The 26434-nt window shown below is 66.7% G+C and carries 22 protein-coding genes; 6 read left to right on the forward strand and 16 right to left on the reverse strand.

The window, feature by feature from the left end; all coding sequences use genetic code 11:
• The first annotated feature begins 15 nt into the window (after window positions 1-15).
• Complete coding sequence (locus ACTAQI_RS06470; protein ID WP_457950242.1) at window positions 16-1539, forward strand: FAD-dependent oxidoreductase; 1524 nt, start codon at window positions 16-18, stop codon at window positions 1537-1539.
• A gap of 111 nt (window positions 1540-1650) precedes the next feature.
• Here the strand turns inward: ACTAQI_RS06470 and glpK are convergent, their stop codons facing one another.
• The 3 genes from glpK to ACTAQI_RS06485 all read right to left on the reverse strand — a co-directional run bounded on the left by glpK (window position 1651) and on the right by ACTAQI_RS06485 (window position 5872).
• Complete coding sequence (glpK, locus tag ACTAQI_RS06475) at window positions 1651-3165, reverse strand: glycerol kinase GlpK (RefSeq protein WP_457950243.1); 1515 nt, start codon at window positions 3163-3165, stop codon at window positions 1651-1653.
• 42 nt (window positions 3166-3207) lie between these two features.
• Window positions 3208-3957, reverse strand: coding sequence for an MIP/aquaporin family protein (locus ACTAQI_RS06480; protein ID WP_457950244.1), 750 nt, complete (start codon window positions 3955-3957; stop codon window positions 3208-3210).
• A 91-nt stretch (window positions 3958-4048) separates the two neighbouring features.
• Window positions 4049-5872: a glycerol-3-phosphate dehydrogenase/oxidase gene (locus tag ACTAQI_RS06485; RefSeq protein WP_457950245.1), complete on the reverse strand. Its 1824-nt coding sequence runs from the start codon at window positions 5870-5872 to the stop codon at window positions 4049-4051.
• Window positions 5873-5999: 127 nt separating this feature from the next.
• Here ACTAQI_RS06485 and ACTAQI_RS06490 point away from each other — a divergent pair, with 127 nt between their 5' ends.
• Genes ACTAQI_RS06490 through ACTAQI_RS06505 form a run of 4 tightly spaced genes read left to right on the forward strand, consistent with a single transcriptional unit; the run spans window position 6000 to window position 9867 of the window.
• Window positions 6000-6965 carry a sugar-binding transcriptional regulator gene (locus tag ACTAQI_RS06490; RefSeq protein ID WP_457950246.1) on the forward strand — a complete coding sequence of 322 codons (966 nt, stop codon included), beginning with the start codon at window positions 6000-6002 and terminating at the stop codon, window positions 6963-6965.
• Window positions 6966-6984: 19 nt separating this feature from the next.
• The gene (locus ACTAQI_RS06495; RefSeq protein WP_457950247.1) at window positions 6985-7854 is read left to right on the forward strand and encodes an aldo/keto reductase; all 870 of its coding nucleotides are present in this window, start codon (window positions 6985-6987) and stop codon (window positions 7852-7854) included.
• Window positions 7855-7861: 7 nt separating this feature from the next.
• Complete coding sequence (locus ACTAQI_RS06500) at window positions 7862-8791, forward strand: alpha/beta fold hydrolase (RefSeq protein WP_457950248.1); 930 nt, start codon at window positions 7862-7864, stop codon at window positions 8789-8791.
• The gene (locus ACTAQI_RS06505) at window positions 8788-9867 is read left to right on the forward strand and encodes a glycosyltransferase family 4 protein (protein ID WP_457950249.1); all 1080 of its coding nucleotides are present in this window, start codon (window positions 8788-8790) and stop codon (window positions 9865-9867) included. Before ACTAQI_RS06500 ends, ACTAQI_RS06505 begins: the two co-directional genes overlap by 4 nt.
• 13 nt (window positions 9868-9880) lie before the next feature.
• Here ACTAQI_RS06505 and ACTAQI_RS06510 read toward each other — a convergent pair whose 3' ends face one another.
• From ACTAQI_RS06510 to pyrR, 13 genes are all read right to left on the reverse strand, one after another.
• The gene (locus ACTAQI_RS06510) at window positions 9881-11965 is read right to left on the reverse strand and encodes a primosomal protein N' (protein WP_457950250.1); all 2085 of its coding nucleotides are present in this window, start codon (window positions 11963-11965) and stop codon (window positions 9881-9883) included.
• Between the two features lie 105 nt (window positions 11966-12070).
• Window positions 12071-13306 carry a methionine adenosyltransferase gene (gene metK / locus ACTAQI_RS06515; RefSeq protein ID WP_457950251.1) on the reverse strand — a complete coding sequence of 412 codons (1236 nt, stop codon included), beginning with the start codon at window positions 13304-13306 and terminating at the stop codon, window positions 12071-12073.
• A gap of 127 nt (window positions 13307-13433) precedes the next feature.
• Complete coding sequence (coaBC, locus tag ACTAQI_RS06520; RefSeq protein WP_457950252.1) at window positions 13434-14669, reverse strand: bifunctional phosphopantothenoylcysteine decarboxylase/phosphopantothenate--cysteine ligase CoaBC; 1236 nt, start codon at window positions 14667-14669, stop codon at window positions 13434-13436.
• A gap of 38 nt (window positions 14670-14707) precedes the next feature.
• Window positions 14708-14968: a DNA-directed RNA polymerase subunit omega gene (rpoZ, locus tag ACTAQI_RS06525; protein ID WP_026264487.1), complete on the reverse strand. Its 261-nt coding sequence runs from the start codon at window positions 14966-14968 to the stop codon at window positions 14708-14710.
• 15 nt (window positions 14969-14983) lie between these two features.
• Window positions 14984-15577, reverse strand: a complete 594-nt coding sequence (gene gmk / locus ACTAQI_RS06530; RefSeq protein ID WP_457950253.1) for a guanylate kinase — start codon at window positions 15575-15577, stop codon at window positions 14984-14986.
• A 44-nt stretch (window positions 15578-15621) separates the two neighbouring features.
• Window positions 15622-15939 carry an integration host factor, actinobacterial type gene (gene mihF / locus ACTAQI_RS06535; RefSeq protein ID WP_457950254.1) on the reverse strand — a complete coding sequence of 106 codons (318 nt, stop codon included), beginning with the start codon at window positions 15937-15939 and terminating at the stop codon, window positions 15622-15624.
• A gap of 111 nt (window positions 15940-16050) precedes the next feature.
• Entirely contained in the window at window positions 16051-16926 is an 876-nt protein-coding gene (pyrF, locus tag ACTAQI_RS06540; RefSeq protein ID WP_457950255.1) for an orotidine-5'-phosphate decarboxylase, read from the reverse strand.
• On the reverse strand, window positions 16919-20233 hold the full coding sequence (gene carB, locus ACTAQI_RS06545) for a carbamoyl-phosphate synthase large subunit (protein WP_457950256.1): 3315 nt from the start codon (window positions 20231-20233) through the stop codon (window positions 16919-16921). Before carB ends, pyrF begins: the two co-directional genes overlap by 8 nt.
• Window positions 20233-21522 carry a glutamine-hydrolyzing carbamoyl-phosphate synthase small subunit gene (gene carA, locus ACTAQI_RS06550; protein WP_457950257.1) on the reverse strand — a complete coding sequence of 430 codons (1290 nt, stop codon included), beginning with the start codon at window positions 21520-21522 and terminating at the stop codon, window positions 20233-20235. The genes carB and carA overlap by 1 nt, the downstream gene beginning before the upstream one ends.
• Window positions 21503-22021 carry a PH-like domain-containing protein gene (locus ACTAQI_RS06555; RefSeq protein WP_457950258.1) on the reverse strand — a complete coding sequence of 173 codons (519 nt, stop codon included), beginning with the start codon at window positions 22019-22021 and terminating at the stop codon, window positions 21503-21505. The genes carA and ACTAQI_RS06555 overlap by 20 nt, the downstream gene beginning before the upstream one ends.
• Entirely contained in the window at window positions 22021-23361 is a 1341-nt protein-coding gene (locus ACTAQI_RS06560) for a dihydroorotase (protein ID WP_457950259.1), read from the reverse strand. Before ACTAQI_RS06560 ends, ACTAQI_RS06555 begins: the two co-directional genes overlap by 1 nt.
• Window positions 23361-24386: an aspartate carbamoyltransferase catalytic subunit gene (locus tag ACTAQI_RS06565; protein WP_457950260.1), complete on the reverse strand. Its 1026-nt coding sequence runs from the start codon at window positions 24384-24386 to the stop codon at window positions 23361-23363. Before ACTAQI_RS06565 ends, ACTAQI_RS06560 begins: the two co-directional genes overlap by 1 nt.
• Entirely contained in the window at window positions 24383-24970 is a 588-nt protein-coding gene (gene pyrR / locus ACTAQI_RS06570) for a bifunctional pyr operon transcriptional regulator/uracil phosphoribosyltransferase PyrR (RefSeq protein WP_141160350.1), read from the reverse strand. The genes ACTAQI_RS06565 and pyrR overlap by 4 nt, the downstream gene beginning before the upstream one ends.
• A 179-nt stretch (window positions 24971-25149) precedes the next feature.
• Here pyrR and ACTAQI_RS06575 point away from each other — a divergent pair, with 179 nt between their 5' ends.
• Complete coding sequence (locus ACTAQI_RS06575; protein ID WP_457950261.1) at window positions 25150-26427, forward strand: PrsW family intramembrane metalloprotease; 1278 nt, start codon at window positions 25150-25152, stop codon at window positions 26425-26427.
• The last annotated feature ends 7 nt before the right edge of the window (window positions 26428-26434 follow it).

A 26434-nucleotide genomic window follows, 5' to 3' on the forward strand; every position in this document is an offset into this window, starting at 1 on the left:
GGGAGGCGGCACACGATGTCAGATGAAACCACCGCCGGCTCCCCTGACGGGCAACCACTCTCCCTGTGGCTGGCAACGGCCAGCGCCACCGATTTCCCGGAACTGAGCGGCACCGTGGAAGTGGATGTGGCAGTCATCGGCGGCGGCATGGCCGGGCTCACGGCAGCGCTGGCCCTGAAACGTTCGGGCCGCTCGGTGGCCGTCCTTGAGGCGGGCCGGATCGGCACCGGCGTGACCGGCCACACCACCGGCAAAGTGACATCCCTGCACCGCCTTGCGTATACGGACCTGCAGCACAGTCACGACGCGTCCACCGCACGGATCTATGGACTGGCAAACCAGGCTGCCGTCGAACACATCGCCGGCGTGGTGGCAGCGGAAGACATCTCCTGCGGGTTCCGGCGGGTGTCTAACTACACCTTCGCCGCGAGCCATGAAGCGCTGCCGCAGGTACGGGCTGAAGCCGAACTTGCTGCCACATTTGGCCTTCCGGCAACGTTCACTGCCGACGTACCCCTGCCGTTTCCCGTGGCCGGTGCCGTCCGGTTCGACGGCCAGGCACAGATTCATGCTGTCCAATACCTCCAGGGGCTGGCCGGAAGAGTGGACGGAGACGGCAGCTTCGTCTTCGAACGGACGCGCGCGCTGGAACTGCGCGAGGGCACGCCCGTCACAGTGGCCGCCGGGAACGGGACAGTACTGGCCCGGGATGCGATTGTGGCCACGAATGTTCCGTTCGGGGACCATGGCCGGTTCGAAGCACTCTGCCCGCCGCACCGCTCCTACATCGTCGCCGCGCCGGTGGACACTCCTCCCCTGGACGCCACCTTCATCAGTGCCGATGAACCAATGCGTTCTTTGCTGACGGTTGGCCTGAACGGTATGACGTACCTGCTGGCCGGCGGCGAGGGCCACCCCGCAAGCGAGCACGTGGATCCCGCACCGCGCCATGCCAGCCTGGCAGCGTTCGCGCGCAGCCAATTCGGCGCCGGACCCGTTGCCTACCGCTGGTCCACCCAGGACGCGATGCCCCTGGACGGCCTGCCCTACGTCGGGCCGCTGAACCCGGACAGCCGGCACGCCTTCGTCATCACGGGCCTGCGCAAATGGGGCCTGACAAACGGGACCGCCGCCGCCCTGATGTTGGCAGACCTGCTCAATGGCACACCCAACGAATGGGCGGCCCTGTTTGACAGCAACCGGGCACCGTCACGGGCCTCCGTCTCAGCAGCGGCAGCGGCGCCGGCCGGGACCGGGGACGCCGTTTCCCGGGGCGGTTCCGCGCGTCGGCTCGCGGACCTGGGTCCTGACGACGGCACGGTGCTTGAAACCGACGGGACCAGTACGGCCTGCTACAGGGATCATGCGGGTCATCTCCACGCCGTGTCCGCAATCTGCACCCATCTGGGCTGCACAGTCGGCTTCAACCGGGGTGAAAGGACGTGGGACTGCCCCTGCCACGGCTCCCGGTTCGATGTGGACGGCAAGGTCATCCAGGGGCCGGCCACTGAGGATTTGCCGTCGCGCCCCGCGCCCTGACGTGCTGCGCAACCCCAGCCCGACGCCGGCGCACCCCGGAAAGGTTCGCCGGACATGGCAAGGGGCCGCCCTGCCTGGATCGGCAGGGCGGCCCCTTGGGGTGCATGGACTCTACTTGACGTCCTCGTCGACCCAATCCATGGACTTGGTGACCGCCTTCTTCCAGAGCCGCATCTGGCGTTCCTGCTCGGCCTTGTCCATCTGCGGTTCCCAGCGCTTGTCCTCGGACCAGTTGGCGGAGCATTCACCCAGGTCCTTCCAGAATCCAACCGCCAGGCCCGCCGCATAGGCAGCACCCAGCGCCGTGGTCTCAATGACCTTGGGACGGATTACCGGGACGCCCAGGATGTCCGCCTGGAACTGCATGAGGGCGTCGTTGGCGACCATGCCGCCGTCGACCTTCAACTCGCTCAGCGGGACGCCGGAGTCCGCGTTGACCGCATCCAGCACCTCGCGGGTCTGGAATGCGGTGGCCTCCAGCGCCGCCCGGGCGATGTGGTTCTTGTTGACGAACCGGGTCAGGCCCACGATCGCACCGCGGGCGTCCGAGCGCCAGTACGGGGCAAACAGGCCGGAGAACGCCGGGACGATGTACACGCCGCCGTTGTCCTTCACCGACGCGGCAAGGGTTTCCACCTCGGGGGCGCTGCTGATCATGCCCAGGTTGTCACGCAGCCACTGGACCAGGGAGCCGGTGACAGCGATGGATCCTTCCAGGGCGTAGTGCGGTTTGGCGTCGCCCAGCTTGTAGCCCACCGTGGTGAGGAGCCCGTTCTTCGAGTGGACGATTTCCTCGCCCGTGTTGAAGATCAGGAAGCAGCCCGTGCCGTAGGTGTTCTTCGCTTCGCCGGCGTCGAAGGCGGCCTGGCCGAAGGTTGCGGCCTGCTGGTCGCCCAGGATGCCCGCCACCGGCGTCTCGCGGAGCAGCTGGGAGCTGTGGACGGTGCCGTACACCTCCGAGGAGGACTTGATCTCCGGCATCATGCTGCGGGGCACACCGAAGATGCCGAGGATTTCGTCGTCCCACTGCAGCGTTTCGAGGTCCATGAACAGGGTCCGCGAGGCGTTGGTGACATCGGTGACATGCACGCCACCGTCCACGCCGCCGGTCAGGTTCCACAGGACCCAGGCGTCGGTGTTGCCAAAGACCAGGTCCCCGGCCTCTGCTTTTTCCCGGGCGCCGTCGACGTTGTCCAGGATCCATTTGATCTTGGTCCCGGAGAAATAGGTGGCCAGCGGCAGGCCCACTTTCTGCTTGAAGCGTTCCGCGCCGCCGTCCTTGGCCAGTTCGTCCACAATGTCCTGGGTGCGGGTGTCCTGCCACACGATGGCGTTGTACACCGGCTTGCCCGTGGTCTTGTCCCACACCACAGCGGTTTCGCGCTGGTTGGTGATGCCGACGGCGGCGATATCGTGCCGCGTAAGGTTCGCCTTTGAGAGGGCCGAGCCGATGACCTCGCGGGTGTTGTTCCAGATCTCCGCAGCGTCGTGCTCCACCCACCCTGCCTGCGGGAAGATCTGCTCGTGTTCCATTTGGCCGGATGAGACAATGGCGCCGCTGTGGTCAAAGATGATGGCGCGGGTGCTGGTGGTGCCCTGGTCGATGGCGATTACGTACTGGTTCATAATGACGTCCTTGTCTTGTTGGTTGAACTGATTGCCGAGGGTTTAGGAGGCGGCGGTGACGATGATCGGAGCGATCCTTGCAACAACACCGGCCAAGGCTCCGCCTACAAGCGGGCCAACCACCGGGATCCAGGAATAGCTCCAGTCGCTGGAACCCTTACCTTTGATGGGCAGAAGTGCATGGGCGATGCGGGGTCCGAGGTCGCGGGCAGGGTTGATGGCGTAGCCGGTGGGGCCACCAAGGGAAACACCAATGCCCACCACCAGCAGCGCCACTGCGAGCGGCCCAAGGCCGGAGGGTGTTCCGCCGAGGGTGAGGATGACGAAGACCAGGACGAAAGTACCGATGATCTCGGTGATCAGGTTCCACGGGGTGGAACGGATGGCAGGGCCCGTGGAAAAGGTCCCGAGCTTGCCGGCAGGCTCGGGTTCGTCATCGAAATGTTGCTTGTATGCCAGCCAGCAGACCACGGCGCCGAGGAATGCACCCACCATCTCACCCCCGAAGTAGGTCAGGGTTGAGGCGAAATCGACGGCGACTCCCGGTGCGTACTCAGCCTTGCCGTTGAGCAGCAGGCCGAGCGTGACGGCGGGATTCAGGTGCGCGCCCGACTTGGCCGCAACGAAGACACCACAGAAGACGGCAATGCCCCATCCCCAGGTGACCATCAGGAACCCGCCGTTGTTGCCTTTCGTCCCCCGCAAAGCCACGTTGGCAACGACGCCGCAACCCAACAGGGTCAGCATGCCCGTGCCAAAGACTTCGGAGAGGAAGACTATTCCTAGAGACATCTTTGACTCCTTCTTTGTTTAGTTGTCGGTCCTCCTCAGGTGAAGGACCGTTGGGCCGGGACGCTGGCGCGCCCCGGCCGGCCGCCTGGCCTCAGGAGACCAGGCTGTGCGTTTCCACGCGGTGGAAACGCTGGAGCACGTCCTGGGCGTGCTTGATCTCAGCGGCGCGCGCCGACGCGTCCCACTTGAGGGGGACGGACAGCACCTCCGCCACCTCGTTGAGGAGTTCTCCGGTGACCAGCCCCCGGAAGGCCAGGGAGGTGCGCCGGATGAGGACATCCACCAGGTGCCCCACCTGCTCGTTGGCCGCCATGAATTCCAGTTCGCGGACGCTGAGCTCGCGGGTGGACCGCAGTGCCTGGTCGGGTTCGGCGTCGAGGTATTCGATGACGGCTTCGGCCCGGGTCCCGTAACGGGTCAGCAGCCCGCCCGTGCGGTCTGCGTCCCGGCCGGCAGCCATGTGCGCCTTGATCCACTTCTGCACGCCCGCCTCGTCAGCAGGGAATCCGGCGCCGCCGCCGATGGGGAGCTGCGCGGTCGAAACTTTGCGCTGCACGCCGAGTTCGGCGAGGACGTCGTTGGTCAGGTGTTCGGCGAGGGCACGGAAGGTGGTCCACTTGCCGCCCACCAGGCTCAGCACGACGGCGCCGCTTCCGTTTGTCCCGGACGCGCGGCGTTCAATGCGGTAGTCACGGGAGACGAACCCCGGCTGGGTGGCGTCATGGCTCGGCAGGGGGCGCACGCCTGAGAACGTGTAGACGATGTCCTCAGGCGTCACGTCGACGGACGGGAAGACGTGTCCGATCAGGTCGAAGAAGTACTGGATCTCCTCGTCGGTGCAGACGGCGTCCTGGGACATGTCGGCGTCGACGTCGGTGGTGCCCACCAGGACCCGGTCACCCATGGGATAGATGAGGACAATCCGGCCGTCGGTGTGCTCGAAGAAGATTTCCCGGCCGCGGCAGGCGGCGAGGAGGCCGGGGTGGTCCAGCACGATGTGGGACCCCTTGGTGCCGCCCATGAAGGCCGAGGCTGCGCCCATTGCTTCATTGGTCAGGTCCACCCAGGCCCCGGTGGTATTGACGATGATGTCCGCGGTGAAGTCGAACTCTTCCCCCGTGAGTTCGTCGCGAAGCCGGACGGTGCTCCCCCGGCCGGTCCCCGGGTTGGGGGCGGAGGACATGGACTGCAGTGAAAGGTAGTTGCTGGCACGGGCCGTATCACCCTGCCCGCCGGCGCCCTGGGAGGTGCCCGCGCGGCCGGCTTTTTCGCCGTCCTGCAGGACGTCGAGTGTCAGCCGTTCCGGGTTGTGCACGGAGGCGTCGAAGTAGGTGGCGGTGTACTTGACGTCGGGGCGGAGGGCAGGCAGTTCCTGGAGGGCTGCCTTGTGGGTCCGGAACTGGTGCCGCGGCACAGTCCCGCCGTCCCGGGAAAACGAATCGTAGAGGCTGAGGCCCGCCTTGATCAGGAACGCGCCGCGCTCCTTGGGCTTGCCCTGCTGCTTGTGGGTGAGGAAACGCAGCGGGGCGGAGAGGATGCCGGAGAATGTGCTGAAGATCGGGATGGTTGTCTGCAGCGGCTTGACGTAATGCGGGGCAATCTTCAGCAGGCGGTTACGCTCCACCACGGATTCCCGGACCAGGCGGAACTCGCCGTTTTCCAGGTACCGGATACCGCCGTGGATCATGTGCGAGGACGCACCGCTTGCGCCCTGGCAGTAGTCACCGCGCTCCACCAGCGCAACATCGACGCCCTGAAGTGCCAGATCACGGAAGGTGCCCACGCCGTTAATGCCACCGCCAACCACCAGCACCTTTGCGTGCGGCCGGCGCCGCAGGCTGTGGACCGATGCGCGTTCGGCACCTGGCCGGGGGGCAGTAACAGATGGTTGGACAGTTGAATCCTTGGGTCCCAAAACGAACTCCCTTGGGGCTTTGTGTGATGCGGACACACGCTGCGCGGCGCCGCCGTTCTGCTCTATTGTTTGGAGAAATGGAAAATGGAGTCAAGCACTATGCACAAACGTGCAGAAGGGAAGTGAGATGGCACTTTCGCGGGACGCAGATGCCCTCCGAGCTGCACAAATGTACTATCTGCAGGACCTCACCATGGACGCGATCGCACGCGAGCTGCGCACGTCCCGGTCCACCGTTTCCCGCCTCTTGTCCTCGGCAAGGGAGTCAGGCCTGGTGCAGATCCAGATCCGCAACCCGTTGGACACGGGTCCCGAACTTGAGGGCATGATCCGGCGCCGGTACAACCTGGATGTCCACGTGGTTCCCATCCTTGGGACGCTCAATGAAGCCGAGACCCTGGACCGGGTGGCCATGCAGGCCGCGCGGACCATAGGGCCCCTGGTGGACTCCAACGCCATCATCGGCGTGGCCTGGGGATCAACGCTGAGTGCAGTGAGCAGGCACCTCACCAGGAAGATCACCCACGACAGCGTGATCGTCCAGCTCAACGGTGCCGGGAACATGCACACCACCGGCATCACCTATGCGAGCGACATCATGCGCAGGTTCGGCAGCGCCTACGGGGCGCGGGTGGAGCAGTTCCCCGTCCCCGCCTTCTTCGACCATGCCGCCACCAAGACAGCCATGTGGAACGAGCGCAGCGTGCAGCGGGTCCTGGAACTCCAGGCCAAGATGAGCATCGCCATTTTCGGAGTCGGTTCCGTGCACGCCGACTATCCCAGCCACGTCTACGCCGGTGGGTACCTCGACGAGGACGACCTCAACGCCCTTGCCAACTCTGACGTGGTGGGAGACGTTGCCACCGTGTTCTTCCGGGCCGACGGATCCTCCGATGGCATCGTCCTCAACGAACGGTCCACCGGCCCCGCACTTGCCCAGCTCCGCGAGGTGCGCCGCAGGATCTGCGTGGTATCAGGAGTCTCAAAGATCAACGGCCTGCGCGGAGCCCTGGCAGCCAGGCTCGCCACCGACCTGATCCTGGACGAAGCCACCGCACGCCGCCTTGTCGATTACGAGGGCCTGACCAGCTGAAGTGGGTAGAGTCGTTGCCATGAGAACCTCACCCCGGCTCAGCCTGAACAACGGTGTGCTGATAGACCAGCTCGGCTTTGGGCTGTACAAGGTGCCGGCAGCAGACGCGGAAGGGCTCGTGGCCACTGCGCTCGCCGCCGGCTACCGCCACTTCGATACCGCCGCCATGTACGGGAACGAAACCGGGGTGGCCCGCGGCATCAGTTCACAGTTGGGCGACGGGACGGGCAGCGGCGGCTCCGGGGAGCTGTCCCCGTCCCTGACGCGGGAAGATATCTTCATCACCACGAAGGTGTGGAACGACCATCACGGCTACGATGCGACGCTGCGTGCTTTCGATGATTCCATGGTCAACCTGGGCCTGGACTATGTGGACATGTACCTCATCCATTGGCCCTGCCCCCGGCGGGGACTGTTCCCGGATACCTACCGCGCCCTGGAAACGCTGTACCGCGAAGGCAGGGTCCGTGCCATCGGCGTCAGCAACTTCCAGCCGGCCCACCTTGACCGCCTGCTGCAAAGCGCCGAAGTGGTCCCCGCCGTTAACCAGATCGAACTGCACCCTTGGCTGCAGCAGGAGGAACTGCGCAGCAAGCACGCGGAACTGGGTATCCGGACGGAAGCGTGGAGCCCGCTGGGCCGCGGCCAGGTGCTGGCCGATCCCGTCATCCAGGCCTGCGCTGCCGAGCATGGCCGGACACCCGCGCAGGTGATCCTCCGCTGGCACATGCAGCTGGGGAACGTCGCCATCCCCAAGGCCAGTTCGGAGGCGCGCATCCGGGAAAACCTCAACGTCTTCAATTTCGAACTCTCCGAACGCGACCTCACGGCCATCAACGCCCTGGACCGCGGGCAGCGGACCGGGTCCCACCCGGACAACGTCAACTAGGCCCGCCATGGATACCGTGAACCCGGAGACCTCCCCTGTGCCTGCGTACCTAAGCGCTGAACTTTCAACCCGCACCTCTGCCTCCACAGTGACGCTCGACGGCGGCACGGTGGCCTTCTGGACCTACGAGCCCCTGCAGGAGACGCCGGAAACCCGGACCATCCTCGTGGTGCATGGGTTCCGCGGCGACCACCACGGGCTCCTGCGCGTGGCGGACCAGCTGCCGGACATGCGCATCATCATGCCTGACCTGCCCGGCTTCGGCAGTTCGGACGCCTTTGTCGGGGAGCCGCACTCCGTGGCGCGTTACGGGCAATTCATCACCGACTTCATGGCTGCGCGGGAGCTGGGTCCGGACACTGTGCTGCTGGGGCACTCCTTCGGCTCCATCGTGGCCTCGCACTTCGTGGCCAACAACCCTGAAGCGGTGCGCCCCCTGATTCTCATCAACCCCATCGCCGCTCCGGCGCTGGAGGGGCCCAAGGGCGTGATGACCCGGCTGGCGGTCCTGTACTACCGGCTGGCGGCGCGGCTTCCCCGCGGCCCGGGGCTGGCGCTGCTGCGCAATCCACTGATTGTGCGGGTGATGAGCGAGACCATGGCCAAGACCCGCGACCCCGGGCTGAGGGCCTTCATACACGGCCAGCACCACGCCTACTTCAGTTCGTTCGCCGACCGGGAGAGCCTCCTGGAGTCCTTCACCGCCTCCGTCAGCAACCATGTGGCCGAGGTGGCAGGACAACTGGAACTGCCCGTGCTGCTGATTGCCGGCGAAAAGGATGAAATCGCCACCCTCCCCAACCAGCACCGCCTCCTGGAGCTGCTTCCGGACGGTGAATTGAAGGTGATTGCCGGCGTCGGGCATCTAATCCACTACGAAACCCCCGAGCCTGCCGCCCGCTACATCCGCAGCTTCCTGGAGGACCATCCCGCGTGAAGATCGTCATTGATGCCCGTTTCACCCGTACTGACCATCACGACGGCATCAGCCGCTACGGAGCCAGCCTGATCGCCGCCACGGCAAAGATCGCTGATGTCTCCATGCTGGTTTCCGACGAGCGGCAACTCGCCCTGCTGCCGGACGTGCCTTACACGCTCATCAGCAGCCCGCTCTCGCCGCTGGAACTGTTCGTAGCCCGGAAGGTCAACGCCATCGGGGCGGACGTGGTGGTGTGCCCCATGCAGACCATGGGCACCTGGGGCCGGAAGTATGGGCTGATCCTGACCCTGCACGACCTCATCTACTACGAGCACCCCGCTCCCCCGGGATTTTTGCCGGCCCCGGTCCGCCTGCTGTGGCGCCTCTACCACAAGGCGTTCTGGCCGCAGCGGCTCCTCCTCAACCGGGCCGATACCGTGGCCACGATCAGCCGGACCACCGAGGCACTGATGGCCAAATACCGGCTGACCCGCAGGCCGGTGCGCATCATCGCCAACGCCCCGCAGCCGGCGCAGGAACCCCGCAATCCCGCTGGCGGTGCGGATAGAACGATCATCTACATGGGTTCGTTCATGCCCTACAAAAACGTGGAAACCATGGTGGCCGGCATGGCCGGGCTGCCTGGGTACACCCTGCACCTGCTCAGCCGGATTACGCCGCAGCGGCGGGCGGAACTGGAAGGACTCGTCCCGGCGGGTGCCGCCGTGGTGTTCCACAACGGCGTGACGGATGCTGAGTATGACGGCCTCCTGCGCCGGGCAACGGCACTGGTGAGCCTGTCCCGGGCCGAAGGATACGGGCTTCCCCTGGTGGAGGCCATGGCGGTGGGCACGCCCGTGATCGCCAGCGACATTCCCATCTTCCGCGAAGTGGGCGCGGACGCCGCACTCTACGTGGATCCTGAGTCACCCGGGCAGTTCGCGGACGCTGTGCGACAACTGCAGGACGATGCGCACTGGCAGGACATGTCGCGCCGTTCCATTGCGCGGGCATCGGAGTTCAGCTGGGATGAGTCGGCGCGCCAACTGGTGGATGCCGCGCACGAGGTCGTGGCGAAAAGGCGCCGGGCCTAGCGCCCATCAACCCCTAAAGCACATCGACACCGTCCAGCCGCAGCTGCACGGGCTCCATGGCACGCTTGGCTGCCACGGCGGCGCGGGTGACCCGCAGGACGCGGACGACGGCGGCCGCCTGGCCGTACGGAAAGAACAGCAGGGTCCGGACGTCCTCGGCTGAGCGCCTGCCGGAGGGCGGAGCGGTGAGCAGCAGCGGCGCGGGCCCCGCGGTACGCACCGTGATGCCCGCGCCAGCGAGGTCCGCTTCCACCGCACCGGTGTAGTGTTCGACGGCGGCCCGCGGCCCGGTCACCGAAGCAATGCGCACTGCCGGGGGAAGCTGAAGCTCCATCCGCAGCGACAGCTCCCGCTGGGCGTAGCCGGCCGGATCCCACCGCAGCAGCGCCCCGGTAGCGGCCGTGTCCGTGGCCGTGACCACCACCAGGCCTTTGTCTGGAGCGGGGCGGACCAGGGCGGCGGCGTTGAACCAGCGGCGCAGGGTGTCTTCGCCCGCCCGGAGGGTCTCCCGGCGCAGCAGGGAATCGCCGTCCAGCAGCAGGGCGGCGGCATATCCGCCGTCCGCGACAGGTTCAGCCCCCACCGTTGCCACAACGAGCGCCTTGCCGGCACCCACCGCGGCTTTCACCTGGTCCCCCGAGGACGTGATGACGGTGGTGCCGGGAAACGCGCGGCCAAGCTCTTCGGCGGTGCGCAGGACTCCGGTGGCACCTTTTCGAAGCCGCCGCCCGCCGCAATGCGAACATTTCCAGTCCGGGGCCGGGGTGGAACACCAGCGGCACTGGGGCAAGGCGGAGGTCCCGGCCAGCGCCAGGGGCCCCTGGCAGTGCCCGCAGCGGGCAGGTTCGCGGCACGTTTCGCAGACGAGCGAGGGCGCGTAGCCGGCCCTGGCAACCTGGACCAGGACGGGGCCACGCTCCAGCCCTTCTTTGGCCGCCTGCCATGCGGCGTGCGGCAGCCTGGCGATGGTGGCCAGCGGGTCCCGCCCCTGCTCGAAGCTGTCGGCAGTGCTGACCACGCGGGGAACCGTCCTGCGGACGGTGGCACGCTCGGTTTCCACGGGCACTGCCCAGCCGGCCTCCACCAGCCGCTGGACCTCGGTGCTGCGGGCGTGCCCCGCAAGGAGGCAGGACGTACCCTCCTGCTCTGCCCGCAGGAGGAGGACCTCCCGGGCGTGGGCGTACGGTGCGCGCTGCTCGATGTGGAGGTCGTCGCCATCGTCCCAGCAGGCAACAAGTCCCAGGTCCTGTACCGGGGCGAAGGCGGCCGACCGTGTACCGATGGCTACCCTGGCCCGGCCCGCCAGCAGGCGCAGGAAGTTCCGGTACCGGGGAGTGGGACCGTCGTCAGCTGTGAGCCGGGCCACGGCCTCTTCCGGCACCAGGTCCTTAAGCGCCTCTTCCAGGCGGTTCAGGTCCCGGTAGTCGGGCACCACCAGCAGCGCGCCCCTGCCGGAGGCGTAGGCGGCCGCGGCAGCCTGGGCAAGCAGGTCCGGCCAGCCGGCGGGCCCGTAACCTTGGAGCGGATTGATGACGGCGCGCGGAGAGCCCCCGCCGGCCAGGTGCCCCAGGAAGGCAGCACCGGTGCGGTATGCGGCCCACGCTGAAGCCCCGGGGGCACCGGAAGTGGCCGGGGTGCCCGCCGCTTCGGCCGGGTCCAGCGAGGCGGGATAATCCTTTTCCAGCCTTGCCACCCGGGGCGGGACTGCGAGGCGGAGTACGTCACTGACCGTGCCGGCGTACCGTGCAGCGACGGCGGTGGCAAGGTCCCTGACGGCGGGCGTGAGGACCGGAACCGGGGACACCACCTTTGCCAACGGGACCAGGGTGTGTCCGGCGTCGGATTCCGCCACCCGCTCAAGGATGAATCCGTTGAGGTCCTGGCCGTTGAACTTGACCTTGACCCTGACTCCCGGCTGGGCCGCCTGGTCCAGCGCAACCGGCACTGCATAGTCGAAGGGGCGGTCCAGGTGTGGCAGCGAGGACTCAACGAGGACCCTGGCAACGGGGAGCTGTTCTGCCACGGCAACGCCGCCGGGCAGCGCGCGTGCGGGGAAGCCCTGCAGCAGGGACGGCTGGACGGAGCTGTCAGCAACCATTTTGGCTACCTCCGTTCAGCTACCGGGTTGGACATGAACAGCCAAGCACCAGGCACTGACATTGGTCTTCCGGCCTGGGTCTTTGGGCCTACGGCAGGAGCGCCATTAGGCGTTGAAGAACGCCTTCAAGTCGTCCACCCGGTCCAGGCGCTCCCAGGTGAAGTCGGGGTCATCGCGGCCGAAGTGCCCGTGGGCAGCGGTCTTGGCGTAGATGGGCCGCTTCAGGTCCAGGGCGTCGATGATGGCCCGCGGACGGAGATCGAAGATTTCCGCGATGGCTTCGCTGATCCGGGCGGGATCCACGGTCTCGGTGCCGAACGTCTCCACATAGGTTCCCACGGGCCGGGCCTGGCCGATCGCGTAGGCGATCTGGATTTCGGCACGCTTGGCCAGTCCCGCGGCCACGACGTTCTTGGCGACCCAGCGCATGGCGTACGCAGCGGAGCGGTCCACCTTGGACGGATCCTTGCCGGAGAAGGCACCGCCGCCGTGGCGTGCCATGCCGCCATAGGTGTCGACAATGATCTTGCGGCCGGTGAGGCCGGCGTCGCCCACAGGCCCGCCGATGACGAACTCACCGGCAGGGTTGAGGATGTTTGCGGCGCGTGAGATGTCCAGGTTGGCGGCGGCCAGGACGGGTTCGATCACGACAGCGGCGAGGTCGGCGCGCAGCTGCTCAAGGCTTGCCCCCTCGGCGTGCTGGCTGGAAATCACCACTGTTTCCACGGATACCGGGACGTCTTTGTCGTAGCCGACCGTGACCTGGGTCTTGCCGTCCGGGCGAAGGTAGGACAGCTGCCCGGTCTTGCGGACGTCAGTGAGCCGCTCGGAAAGCCGGTGGGCCAGCCAGATGGGCGTGGGCATATAGGAAGGGGTCTCGTCGCTGGCGTAGCCGAACATCAGGCCCTGGTCGCCCGCACCCTGGAGGTCGTAGTCGTCCTCCTGGCGGCCTTCGCGTGCCTCGAGGGAGTTGAAGACGCCGCCGGCGATGTCGTTGGACTGCTGGCCGATGGACACGGAAACGCCACAGCGGGCGCCGTCGAAGCCGTTGGCCGAGGAGTCGTAACCGATGCCCAGGATGGTCTCGCGGACGATCTGCGGGATTTCAACGTAGGCGTCCGTAGTGACTTCGCCTGCCACGTGAACCAGGCCCGTGGTGGCCATGGTCTCAACGGCCACGCGGGACTCGGGATCCGCTGACAGCAGCGCGTCCAGGATGGCGTCGCTGATCTGGTCGCAGATCTTGTCCGGATGGCCTTCGGTGACCGACTCGGACGTGAAAAGCCGGAGCGCGGAAGATGTGGCCCCATGGGTCTTGGGAAGGTGCAGCGGTAAAGTCACTCAACTACCTTACTGGTTGGTGTAGGCACTCCCGTCAGGGAGAAGTCGGCAGATGTCCCCGTGCTAAGCAAAGGTGGCCGGAAACACTTCAGGGGGGCGAAGCAGGTTCAGTCGAAAGAAACCCGGTTCACGTGGATGAAACGCGGTTCAGTTCAAAGCTGATGCGGGTGATGATGGCCTCAGAAACCTCAGTCTTGGTTCCCGACGCTTCCTGTGGTTCGGAGCCGGAGCGCGAGAGGATGACGACAGAGTTGGAATCCTGCCCGAAGACCTTATCCGTCCCCACATGGTTGACCACCAGCAGATCGCAGCCTTTCCGCTGCAGTTTCGCTTCCGCATAGGCCAGGACGTCGCCCTCGCTGTCACCGGTCTCCGCGGCGAAGCCGACGATGAGCTGACCGGACACGGCAGCACCGGCATTGCGCTGCTCAACGAGCTCCTGCAGGATGTCAGGATTGCGGACCAGGGTGATGACGGGATCTGCGGTGTCGTCACGCTTCTTGATCTTGGTATCCGAGACTTCGGCCGGGCGGAAATCGGCGACGGCTGCGGACATGATGACGACGTCGGACCCGGCAGCGGCGTCGAGCGCAGCTTCGCGGAGTTGCAGCGCAGTCTCCACGCGCACCACCTCCACGCCGGCCGGCGGCGGAACGTCCATGTGGGCTGCCAGCAACCGTACTGTGGCGCCGGCGTTCCGTGCCGCCACCGCAAGTGCCACCCCCTGCTTGCCGGACGACCGGTTGCCAAGGAAGCGCACGGGGTCCAGCGGTTCGCGGGTGCCGCCGGCACTGATGGTGACGGTGCGGCCGGCGAGGGGCAACTGGTAGTCAGACTGTCCCTGCAACAGGGCCATTGCCGCGTCGAAGATTACTTGGGGTTCCGGAAGCCTGCCAGGGCCTGAGTCTGCGCCCGTCAACCTGCCCGACGCGGGTTCCAGGACAGCCGCACCGCGGCTGCGGAGCGTTTCAACGTTTGCCCGGGTCGCGGCATGCTGCCACATTTCCGTGTGCATCGCAGGGGCGAACAGCACGGGGCCGTGGGCCATCAGCAGCGTATTGGTGAGCAAGTCCCCGGCCTGGCCTGCGGCGGCCTTCGCCAGAAGGTCCGCCGTGGCGGGTGCCACCACCACCAAGTCCGCCTCATGGCCAAGGCGCACGTGGTTGACCAGGTGCACGTCATCGAAAACGCTGTTGCTGACCGGGTTGCCGGACAGCGCCTCCCAGGTGGCGGTACCGATGAAGCGGGTGGACGCCTCCGTGGGAATCACCGTGACGTCATGGCCGGCTTCAGTAAAAAGCCGGAGGAGCGATGCCACCTTGTAGGCGGCAATCCCTCCCCCGACTCCGAGGACTATGCGCACGTGACCTCCGTCAACAGCAAGTCAGTTCAGCGGCAGGATTACTCTGCGGCTTCGATCGGCGTGGAAACCAGCTTGCCTTCGTTGATCTCGCGCAGTGCGATCGAGAGCGACTTTTCGTTCAGCTTGGTGTCAACCAGGGGGCCGACGTATTCGAAAAGGCCCTCGTGCAGCTGGGCGTAGTAAGCGTTGATCTGACGAGCGCGCTTGGCACCGAAGATCACCAGGCCGTACTTGGAATCAGCTACCTTCAGCAGATCGTCGATCGGCGGGTTGATGATGCCTTCAAGGTTCGTGGACACGAATTCTCCAAATTCCTAGCGGGCTGACGGTTCCGGCAGGTGTGGATGCGGAGTCAGCCCCATGAGTGAAACAAGCTCGTCCGCTGCCCGGCGGACGTCGTCATTGATGACGGTGTGGTCGAACTCCGGTTCAGCAGCAAGTTCCAGTTTAGCGGTTTCCAGCCGCCGCTGCTGTTCTTCGGGTGTTTCGGTGCCGCGGCCCACCAGCCGGCGGACCATCTCGTCCCAGGTGGGCGGGGCCAGGAAGACGAACTGGGCGTCGGGAACGGCGGCCTTGACCTGGCGCGCACCCTGGAGGTCGATCTCCAGCAGCACGGAACGGCCGTCCGCGATGGCCCCGTTCACGGTGCTTTTCAGGGTGCCGTACGTGTTCTGGCCGTGGACCACGGCCCATTCCAGGAGTTCACCGTCGGCAATGAGCTGTTCGAACTCCTCCTTGGTCTTGAAGAAGTAGTGGACGCCGTCCAGCTCCCCCGGCCGGGGCGCGCGGGTGGTGGCTGAGACGGAAAGCCAAACCTCGGGATAGTTGTCCCGGATGTAGGTGGACACGGTGCCTTTGCCAACAGCCGTCGGTCCTGCGAGGACTGTCAGTCCCGGTTTCTTGCTCACGTATTCCTTTTGCCGCAGTTGGGGAAGGACAGGCGCCGCCTGCCTCAGTGCTCGTCTATAAAATCTACCAGCGCCCGGCGCTGGTGGACGCCCAGCCCGCGGACCCTGCGGGACGTGGCAATGCCGAGCTGCTGCATGATTGCGGCGGCCCGCACCTTCCCGATGCCGGGAAGGGCTTCGAGCAATTCCGAAACCCTCATGCGGGCCAGCGCGTCGTCCTCCACCGCGGAGCTGATGATGTCCGCCGCGGACCTGTCTCCGTTCCGGAGGCTCTCCTTGGCAGCGGCACGGGTGGCCCTGGCTGCTGCTGCCTTGCCCAGGGCGTCGGCCCGTTCAGACGCGGATAAAGGTCGCAGGACCATCACGGACACCCCCGAAGTCGGCGGATTTCATCCAAGGGCGGCCGCCCTAGGACCTGTCCTGAAACTACCCTCTGGTGCAGCCCGAATCAATGCATCCGGACAATTGCAGGGCTATCGTCCGCGCAGCCCCTCCAGTGTCCGCCGGGCGGCCTCGCGCAGTCCCCGGGTCTCCGGTCCCGCCGACAGGATGTCACGGCTGGACGTTGCCAGGACCAGCGGGTAGGCGTCGCCGAAGGTGGTCCTCAAGTCCGCGGGCGTTGCTCCCTGGGCACCGAGCCCGGGTGCCAGGATGGGGCCGCGGACTGCAGCCAGGTCCAGTTCCAGCTCCGCCAAGGCGCTGCCAACGGTGGCGCCCACAACCAGGCCCACAGACCCCAGGCCTTCCGCGTACCCGGAGTTTTCCGCTGCTGCCGCAAGGGTAATCCTGCGCGCAACGGAGTCCTTTCCGCCCACGTGCTGGACGGAGGCACCCTCAGGGTTGGACGTCAGTGCCAGCACGAACACGCCGCGCCCGGTTTCCGCCGCGAGGTCCAGCGCAGGGCGCAGTGACTCGAAGCCAAGGTACGGGCTCAGTGTGACGGAGTCCGCCGCCAGCGGGGACTCATCCCTGAGCCAGGCGTCGGCGTAGGCGGCCATGGTGGATCCGATGTCGCCGCGTTTTGCGTCGGCGATGGTCAGTACCGATTGGTCACGCGACTCAGCCAGGACCTCCTCCAGCACCGCCATGCCGGCCGATCCGTGGCGCTCGTAGAGCGCCACCTGGGGCTTCACCGCGGCAGCCAGCGAAGCCACCGCCTCAAGGACGGTCAGGGAGAAGCGCCTGAGCCCCTCGACGTCGTCGTCCAGCCCCCAGCTCTTCAGCAGCGCCGGGTGCGGATCGATGCCCACGCACAGGGGGCCGCGGGCGGCCATGGCCGCGCCGAGCCGGGAGCCGAAGGGCTCCCGGCCGGCGGGCACCGGACGTGTGCCGGGTTGCTGCTCAGGCATGCTGCAGGGCCGCTTTCTGCGACTCGGCAAGCGCTGCGGCGTGCTCCTGCAGGCTGGTGACGGACCACTCATAGGTGCGCATGGCTTCGATGGCCTGGACTGCGGCGTTGAACTCGGCCACGGTGGTGATGCACGGAATGCCGATGGACGTTGCCGCGGCGCGGAGCTCGTAGCCGTCGCTGCGGGCTTCGCCGCCGGAGGGCGTGTTGAACACCATGTCGATCTCGCCGGCCACGATGAGGTCGGCGATGGTGCCCTCACCCTCGGCGCTGCTGCCCTCGGCGACCTTGCGCACCGGAGTGGCCTGGATGCCGTTGCGGCGCAGGACGTCGGCGGTGCCTCCGGTGGAGACGATCTCGAAGCCGAGGTCGGAGAGCCGCTTGACGCCCATGATCACGGAGCGCTTGTCCCGGTTGGCCACGGAGACGAACACCTTGCCCTCGGTGGGCAGGGCGTTGTTGGCGCCGGCCTGGCTCTTGGCGAAGGCGGTGTCGAAGTGCTTGTCGATGCCCATGACTTCACCCGTGGAGCGCATTTCAGGCCCGAGCAGGGAGTCAACGACCTTGCCTTCGAGGGTACGGAACCGGCTGAACGGCAGGACGGCTTCCTTGACGGCGACGGGGGCGTCCAGGGGCAGGGTGGAGCCGTCACCGGTCTCCGGCAGCATCTTGTAGGCGCTGCGGAGCTGGTTGATGGTCACCCCGGTGCCGATCAGGGCGGCCGCCTTGGCCATCTGGACGCCGGTGGCCTTGGACACGAACGGCACGGTCCGGGAGGCGCGCGGATTGGCTTCCAGGACGTACAGGACGTCAGAGGCCAACGCGAACTGGATGTTGATCAGGCCCCGGACGCCCACGCCTTCGGCGATGGCGCGGGTGGCGGTGCGGACGCGTTCGACGACGTTGCTCCCCAGGGTGATGGGCGGCAGGACACATGCGGAGTCACCGGAGTGGATGCCGGCTTCCTCGATGTGCTCCATGATGCCGCCCAGGTACATGTCGGTGCCGTCATAGAGGGCGTCGACATCGATTTCGACGGCGTCCTCCAGGAACCGGTCAATCAGGACCGGGTGGTCTGGAGTGATTTCCGTGGCGTTGGCGATGTAGCGGGAGAGGTTGGGCTCGTCGTAGACAATTTCCATGCCGCGGCCGCCCAGCACGTAGGACGGGCGGACCAGGACTGGGTAACCGATCTCGTCCGCGATCTTCTTGGCGTCCTCGAAGGAGACGGCGGTGCCGTTCTTGGGCGCCACCAGGCCTGCCTTGTCCAGCACGCGGGAGAACGCCCCGCGGTGCTCGGCGAGGTCGATGGCCTCCGGAGAGGTGCCCAGGATGGGCACGCCGGCGTCGGCCAGCTGCTGGGCCAGCTTCAGGGGGGTCTGGCCGCCGAGCTGGACGAAGACGCCCATGACGCCGCCGGTGCGTTCCTCGGCCGCGATGACCTCCAGCACGTCCTCGAGCGTGAGCGGCTCGAAGTACAGCCGGGTGGAGACGTCGTAGTCGGTGGAGACGGTTTCCGGGTTGCAGTTGACCATGACGGTCTCGTAGCCGGCCTTGCGCAGCGCCATGGAGGCGTGGACGCAGGAGTAGTCGAACTCGATGCCCTGGCCGATGCGGTTGGGGCCCGAGCCGAGGATCAGGATGGACGGCTTGGAGTGCAGCGCAACCTCGTCCTCCTCGTCGTAGGCCGAGTAGTGGTACGGCGTGTAGGCGGCGAACTCGGCGGCGCAGGTGTCAACGGTCTTGTAGACCGGGCGGATGCCCAGCGCCTGGCGGACGCCGCGGACAACTGCCTCGGGGTTGTGCGTCAGGGCGCCGATCTGTTCGTCCGAGAAGCCGTGCCGCTTTGCGCGCTTGAGCATGTCAAGCGTCAACGCACCGGCCTGGCGGATTTCATGGGAGATCTCGTTGAGCAGCTGGAGCTGGTCCAGGAACCACGGGTCGATCTTGGTGGCTTCGAAGAGCTGTTCCACGGTGGCGCCGCCCAGGAGGGCGCGCTGGACCTGGTGCAGGCGTTCGGTGGTGGGGCGCTTGGCCTTTTCGATGAGTTCCGGGACTTCCCATTCGGGAACGCTGCTGAAGTCCAGCTGCGAGCCCTTTTGCTCAAGGGAGCGGAGGGCCTTCTGGAGGGCCTCGGTGAAGTTGCGGCCCATGGCCATGGCCTCGCCCACCGACTTCATGGTGGTGGTGAGGGTGTTGTCCGCCGCCGGGAACTTCTCGAAGGCGAACCGCGGGACCTTGACCACCACGTAGTCCAGGGTGGGTTCGAAGGACGCGGGGGTCTTCTGCGTGATGTCGTTGGGGATCTCGTCCAGGGTGTAGCCCAGCGAGAGCTTGGTGGCGATCTTGGCGATGGCGAAGCCGGTGGCCTTGGACGCCAGTGCCGAGGAGCGGGAAACGCGCGGGTTCATCTCGATGACCACAACGCGGCCGGTGGCGGGGTCGATGGCGAACTGGATGTTGCAGCCGCCGGTGTCAACGCCCACCTCGCGGATGACGGCGATGGCAACGTCGCGCAGCTTCTGGTATTCGCGGTCGGTGAGGGTCAGCGCCGGAGCCACGGTGATGGAGTCGCCGGTGTGGACGCCCACGGGGTCGAAGTTTTCGATGGAGCAGACAACAACCACGTTGTCGTTCTTGTCCCGCATCATTTCGAGCTCGTATTCCTTCCAGCCCAGGATGCTCTCTTCGAGCAGCACCTCGGACGTGGGGCTGTACTGCAGGCCCTGGCCGACGATACGGCGCAGGTCCTCCTCGTTGTAGGCCAGGCCGGAGCCCAGTCCGCCCATGGTGAAGGAGGGGCGGACCACCATGGGGTAGCCAAGGTCCACGGCCGCGGTGAGCGCCTCGTCCATGGTGTGGATGATGTGGCTGCGGGCGGATTCGGCGCCGCAGCGCTCCACGACGCCCTTGAACTTCTCACGGTCCTCGCCGAGTTCGATCGCGGCGATGTTGGCGCCGATCAGCTCGACGTTGTACTTCTCCAGGACGCCGTTCTTGTCCAGGGCGATGGCGGTGTTCAACGCGGTCTGGCCACCCAGGGTGGGCAGGACGGCGTCCGGGCGTTCCTTGGCGATGATCTTTTCCACCACCTCGGGGGTGATGGGTTCAACGTAGGTGGCGTCGGCGAACTCGGGGTCGGTCATGATGGTGGCCGGGTTGGAGTTCACGAGGATGACGCGCAGGCCTTCCTCCTTGAGGACCCGCAGTGCCTGCGTGCCGGAGTAGTCGAATTCGGCGGCCTGGCCGATGACGATCGGGCCGGAACCAATGACGAGGACGCTCTTGAGATCTGTACGTTTCGGCATTACTTCTTGTCCTCAGTCTTGTTGTCGTTTTTGGTGTCAGCACCGGCGGGGTGGGCGGCGTCCACCGGTTCCTTGGACAGGTTGGCACTCTTGCCGTCCCGCGTACCCTCCATGAGGTCGATGAACCGGTCGAACAGGTAGGCGGCGTCGTGCGGGCCGGCCGCAGCCTCGGGGTGGTACTGCACGGAGAACGCCGGGATGTCCAGGCAGGCGAGGCCTTCCACGACCTCGTCGTTCAGGCTGATGTGGCTGACTTCCACCCGGCCGTAGCGTTCCTCCGGAGCCTGCGTGGCGCCGTCGAGCGGGGCGTCCACGGCAAAGCCGTGGTTCTGGGAGGTGATCTCCACCTTGCCGGTGCGGCGGTCCATCACAGGCTGGTTGATGCCGCGGTGGCCGTACCGGAGCTTGTAGGTGCCAAAGCCCAGGGCGCGGCCCAGGATCTGGTTGCCGAAGCAGATGCCGAAGTAAGGCAGTTTCTCATCCAGGACCGAGCGCAGCAGCTTCACCTGGGCGTCGGCCGTGGCGGGGTCCCCGGGGCCGTTGGACATGAAGAAGCCGTCCGGGTTCACTGCCTTGACGTCTTCCAGGGTGGCCGTGGCCGGGAGCACGTGGACGCGGACTCCGCGTTCGGCGAAGCGGATGGGGGTCATGCGCTTGATCCCGAGGTCGATCGCGGCGATGGTGAACCGCGGCTCGCCGTCCCAGCCCCAGTCCTTGGGCTCCACGACGTAGGCTTCGTCGACGCTGACCTCCTCTGCCAGGCGTGAACCCTCCATGGGCGCACTGGCCAGGACGGCGTCGAGCAGTTCCTTGTCCGTGGCCTGGGCTGCGTCGCCGGAGAAGATGCCGGCGCGCATGGTCTTGTGCTCGCGCAGGTGCCGGGTGATGGCGCGGGTGTCAACGCCCTGGATGCCTACGATGCCCTGGGCCACCAGCTCCTCATCCAGCGACCGCTCGGAGCGCCAGTTGGAGGGCCGGCGCGCGGCGTCGCGCACGATGTAGCCGGCTACCCAGATGCGCCGGGACTCGGCGTCGTCATCATTCACACCGGTGTTGCCGATGTGCGGGGCCGTCTGCACCACCAGCTGGCGGGCGTACGACGGATCGGTGATGGTTTCCTGGTAGCCGGTCATGCCGGTGGCGAAGACGGCCTCGCCCAGTGCGGTGCCCGTGGCGCCGTAGCTGGTGCCGCGGAAAATGCGCCCGTCTTCGAGAACCAGCGTTGCCGGAGCGGAGGTGGTTGCTGTCAATGTATTCGCTTTCACTGTCTTACTTTCCACTGGTGGCACCAGCCGCTGGGGCTGACGAAATCAAATCCTGAAGGGCCTGGTACAGCTTGTCCTTGTCCGCGGCGCGGCGGGTGCGGAAGCCGGTGTCCAGCTCATGCGCGCCGAGCGTCCACGCCAGCACCAGGAGGCCGTCCTTTTCCACGAACTTACCCGCCATGCCGCTGTCCTGCCGGACATCCGCAAGGGATGCAGCCGGAATGTACAGGGCAGGGGCACCGGACCGCTCGTAGAGGACCCCGTGCGGGTAGACCTCAAGGGTGGAATTGGTGCGGATGCCCAACCCGTGCACTGCGATCCGGTCAAGCCAGTCACCGGCCGTTGTGGTGGCCACGTACTGCCCGTCGGCAGCGGCGGTGGGCTCACCCGGCGCGGCAGGCACCTGGGGCAGTTGTTCGACGTCGGACTGGCGCTTCAGGCGGTTGCGCCAGCCTACTGCGAGGAGGACAAAGACGACGGCGACCACCGCCAGCATGGCGAGTCCGGGAAGAATCTTGTCCATCAGGCAGCGCCTGCCGGGGTTGCGGCGGCATCCGGGTGGGGCGTGTTGAGCGCACCGTCAAGGACGGTGGGGTGCCCCCTGAAGAAGGTGGCCACCACCTTGCCCGGAAGTTCCCTGCCCTTGAACGGCGAGTTGCGGCCCATGGTGGCCATCTTGAAAGGATCAACCGTCCAGCGTGCGGCCGGATCCACCAGGATGAGGTTGGCCGGTTCCCCCGCCTCGATGGGCCGGCCCTGGTCGCTCAAGCGGCCAATCTTCGCGGCTGCGGAGGACGTGACCCTGGCGAAGTCAGCCCAGGTCATCAGGCCGGTCTCGATCATGGCGTGCTGCACCACTGACAAGGCAGTTTCCAGCCCGGTCATGCCCATGGCAGCCTGCGCCCACTCGCATTCCTTGTGCTCGCTGGGGTGCGGTGCGTGGTCGGTGCCCACAACGTCGATCGTGCCGTCTGCCAGGCCGGCGCGCAACGCCTGGACGTCGGCGTCGGTGCGCAGCGGCGGGTTGACCTTGAAGACGGGGTCGTAGCTGCGCACCAGGTCGTCGGTCAGGAGCAAGTGGTGCGGGGTGACCTCCGCGGTGACGTCGATTCCCCGTTCCTTGGCCCAGCGGATGATCTCCACCGACCCTGCCGTGGACACGTGGCACACGTGCAGGCGGGAGCCGACGTGCTGGGCCAGGAGGACGTCGCGGGCAATGATGCTTTCCTCGGCGACAGCGGGCCAGCCGGTGAGGCCCAGGACGGCGGAGACGTCGCCCTCGTTCATCTGTGCACCGGCGGTGAGGCGCGGTTCCTGCGCATGCTGGGCCACCACGCCGTCGAACGCCTTGACGTATTCCAGCGCGCGGCGCATGAGCACGGGGTCGTGGACGCAGATGCCGTCGTCGGAGAACATCCGGACCCGGGCACGGGAATCGGCCATGGCGCCAAGCTCGGCCAGCTGCTCCCCCGCGAGGCCCACGGTGACGGCGCCTACCGGGCGCACGTCCACCCAGCCTGCGGTCTGGCCCAGCGTGTAGACCTGCTCCACGACGCCGGCGGTGTCGGCCACCGGGGTGCTGTTGGCCATCGCATGGACGGCGGTGTAGCCGCCGAGCGCGGCAGCGCGGGTGCCGGTCTCCACGGTCTCGGCATCCTCGCGGCCGGGTTCGCGCAGGTGCGTGTGGACGTCCACCATGCCGGGCAGGACCACCAGGCCGGCGGCGTCGATGACGGTGGCGCCGTCAGCTGACAGGCCGCTGCCGATCTCGGCGATGATGCCGTCGCGGACCAGCAGGTCCGTGGGGTCTCCGCCCAGGATGGCGGCGCCCTGGATGAGGTACGTTCCGGTGTTGCCTGCCATCAGTTGCTCTCCTTGGTGACGGGGGCGGCGGCATAGGCCGGTGCCCGGGTTGCGGCTGGTTCCCGGGTGTCCCCGGAGAGCAGCAGGTACAGTGCGGCCATGCGCACGGACACGCCGTTGCGGACCTGGGCCAGGACGGTGGAGCGGGGCGAGTCCGCGGCGGCCGCGCTGATCTCAAGGCCCCGGTTCATGGGCCCCGGGTGCATGATGATGGTGTCCGTCAGGCCAAGGTCATCCAGGGCACGGAGCCGGTTGTCGTCAAAACCCCAGCGGCGCGAGTATTCACGGGTGCTGGGGAAGAACGACGCGTTCATGCGTTCGCCCTGGACCCGGAGCATCATGACGGCGTCAACGCCGTTTGCCAGGGTCTGGTCAAGGTCGTAGCTGACGCTGCAGGGCCACTTGTCGACGCCGACCGGCAACAGGGTGGGCGGCGCCACCAGGGTGACTTCCGCACCCAGGGTCCTGAGCAGCCAGACGTTGGAACGCGCCACGCGGGAATGCAGGACGTCCCCGGCGATGGCTACGCGCATGCCCTTGAGGTCCGTACCTTCGGAGCCCGTGCCGGCCAGGCGGGCCCAGTGCCGGCGCATGGTGAAGGCGTCGAGCAGGGCCTGGGTGGGGTGCTCGTGGGTGCCGTCGCCCGCGTTGATGACTGCTGCGTCGATCCAGTCGGTGGCTGCCAGCCGGTGGGGAGCGCCGGAGGCCCAGTGCCGGATGACGACGGCGTCGGCGCCCATGGCGGACAGGGTCTGCGCGGTGTCCTTGAGGGACTCGCCCTTGGATACGGAGGATCCCTTGGCCGCGAAGTTGATCACGTCCGCGGACAGCCGCTTGGCCGCGGCCTCGAAGGAAATCCGGGTGCGGGTGGAGTCCTCGAAGAAGAGGTTGACCACGGTGCGTCCGCGCAGTGCCGGTAGCTTCTTCACTTCCCGCTCCCCCACGGCCGACATTTCCTCGGCGGTGTCCAGGATGCGGATGGCGTTCGAAAGGCTGAGGTCCCCGGTGGACAGGAGGTGTTTCATGCGCCCCCCTCGATCACGACTTCGTTCACCGGCGCTCCGGCGTCGGACGTGTCTGTTTCCTCGAGCCGGACCCTGACCTTTTCAGCGGAGGACGTGGGCAGGTTCTTGCCCACGTGGTCTGCGCGGATGGGAAGTTCGCGGTGGCCCCGGTCAATCAGGACTGCCAGCCGGACGATGCGGGGGCGGCCCAGGTCCACGAGGGCGTCAAGGGCAGCCCGGATGGTGCGGCCGGAGTACAGGACGTCGTCGATGAGCACCACTACTTTGTTGTCGATGCCGGTCCGGGGCAGCCTGGTGGGATACGGCGGCCGGGTCCCCTGGTGCGAGAGGTCGTCACGGAACATGGTGACGTCAAGCTGGCCAACGATGGCAGCGGCATCAACGGTGTTGTCCGCGGCCGCAATTTTTTCGGCCAACCGGACAGCCAGCGGGTAACCGCGGCGGGGAATGCCCAACAGGACCAGGTCCCGGGATCCCTTGTTGGCTTCGAGGATCTCATGGGCGATACGAGTGAGGGCCCGGTCAATGTCCGCCTGGCTGAGGACAACCCTGGCTGGAACCGGTGCGCTGGTGACAGAAGTCAACGCTCGTCTCCCCTTTCCCCGCCTCACAGGACGGAATTAAAAAAGGAATGTTTGCTGTTCAAAATTACCACACCGTCCCCGCCGGCCCGGTGCCGGGACAACGCGGTGATGGTCACATCCGGAAGGCCTGGGGGCCGGGATCCTTTGTGGTGCGGCAACGCCCGCTTAGGCTTTCGGGTATGCCGATGTACCCGCAGCAACCTTCTTCCGGGCTCCCCGACGACCCCTACCGCGGCGCCCCTGGCCCGTTGCCCCAGCAGGCCAACCCCAGCTGGATGGGCCATGTGCAACCGGAACACTACCGGCCTGCCCCGGGGCACCAGGGCCAGCCGCTGGCCGTGATGGTTCCTGCGCAGGCCCCGGGGCCGGCGCTGCACGCATCGCGGACCCGCGGCGGCCTCGTGGGGCTCTCGGTTGCCGGCGGCGTGCTCGCTTTCCTGAGCCTGTTCCTGGTGGTGCCTTTCCTGCTGTCCAACACCGGTGCCACAGGATTCCTGATTGGTTTCCTGGCATCCCTGATCCCGCTGGCGGTGGTCCTGACGGCAGTCCACATCATCGACAGATGGGAGCCGGAACCCAAACGCCTGTTGTTCTTTGCCTTCACGTGGGGTGCGGCGGTATCCGTCGCCGTCACCCTCCTGATCCAGCCGTTCTTCGTCATCGCGTTCCAGTTCACCGACCAGCCCGACCTGCAGACATACATGGCCACGGTCCAGGCGCCCGTGGTCGAAGAGTTTGCCAAGTCGCTGGGCCTGCTCATCCTCCTGCTAGCAGCCCGCCGGCAGTTCGACGGGCCCGTGGACGGCGTGGTGTTCGCCTTTACCATCGCCGGCGGATTCGCCTTCACCGAGAACATCCTCTATTTCGGCCGGGCCATCGCGGAATCGGCGTCCCCGGCCAGTGACTTCGCCCAGATCTTCTTCCTCCGCGGGGTCATGTCCCCGTTCGCGCATGCCATCTTCACCGGCACCACCGGCCTCGTCATGGGCTTCGCTGCACGGCGCTGGAGCACCGGCGCGTCGATAGGCGCCTTCTTCGTGGGGCTGCTGCCGGCCATGTTCCTGCACAACAGGTGGAACAGCATGGGCCAGGGCTTCCTGCTGGACTACATCGTGGTCCAGGTGCCGATCTTCATCCTGGCAGTGGGCGGCATCATCTTCCTGCGGGTGGCAGAGAAGCGACTGACCCGCCAGCGCCTGCTGGAGTATTCGGCCGCGGGCTGGTTCACCCCGGCCGAGGTCCAGCTGCTGGCCACCCTCGGCGGCCGGCGCACTGCCCTGGCGTGGGCGGCCAACTCGGGCCGAAAGCGCCAGATGAAGCAGTTCCTGAAGGCAGCCACCCACCTTGCCAACACGCGGCAGCGGATCCTCAGCGGACGGGACGTACCACTGCACCAGGCCGAGGAAAGGCAGCAGCTCCAGCAGATCCTGGCGTTGCGGGCGGCCATCGCCGGCTAAGACAGGC

This window comes from Pseudarthrobacter sp. alpha12b, assembly GCF_054130495.1.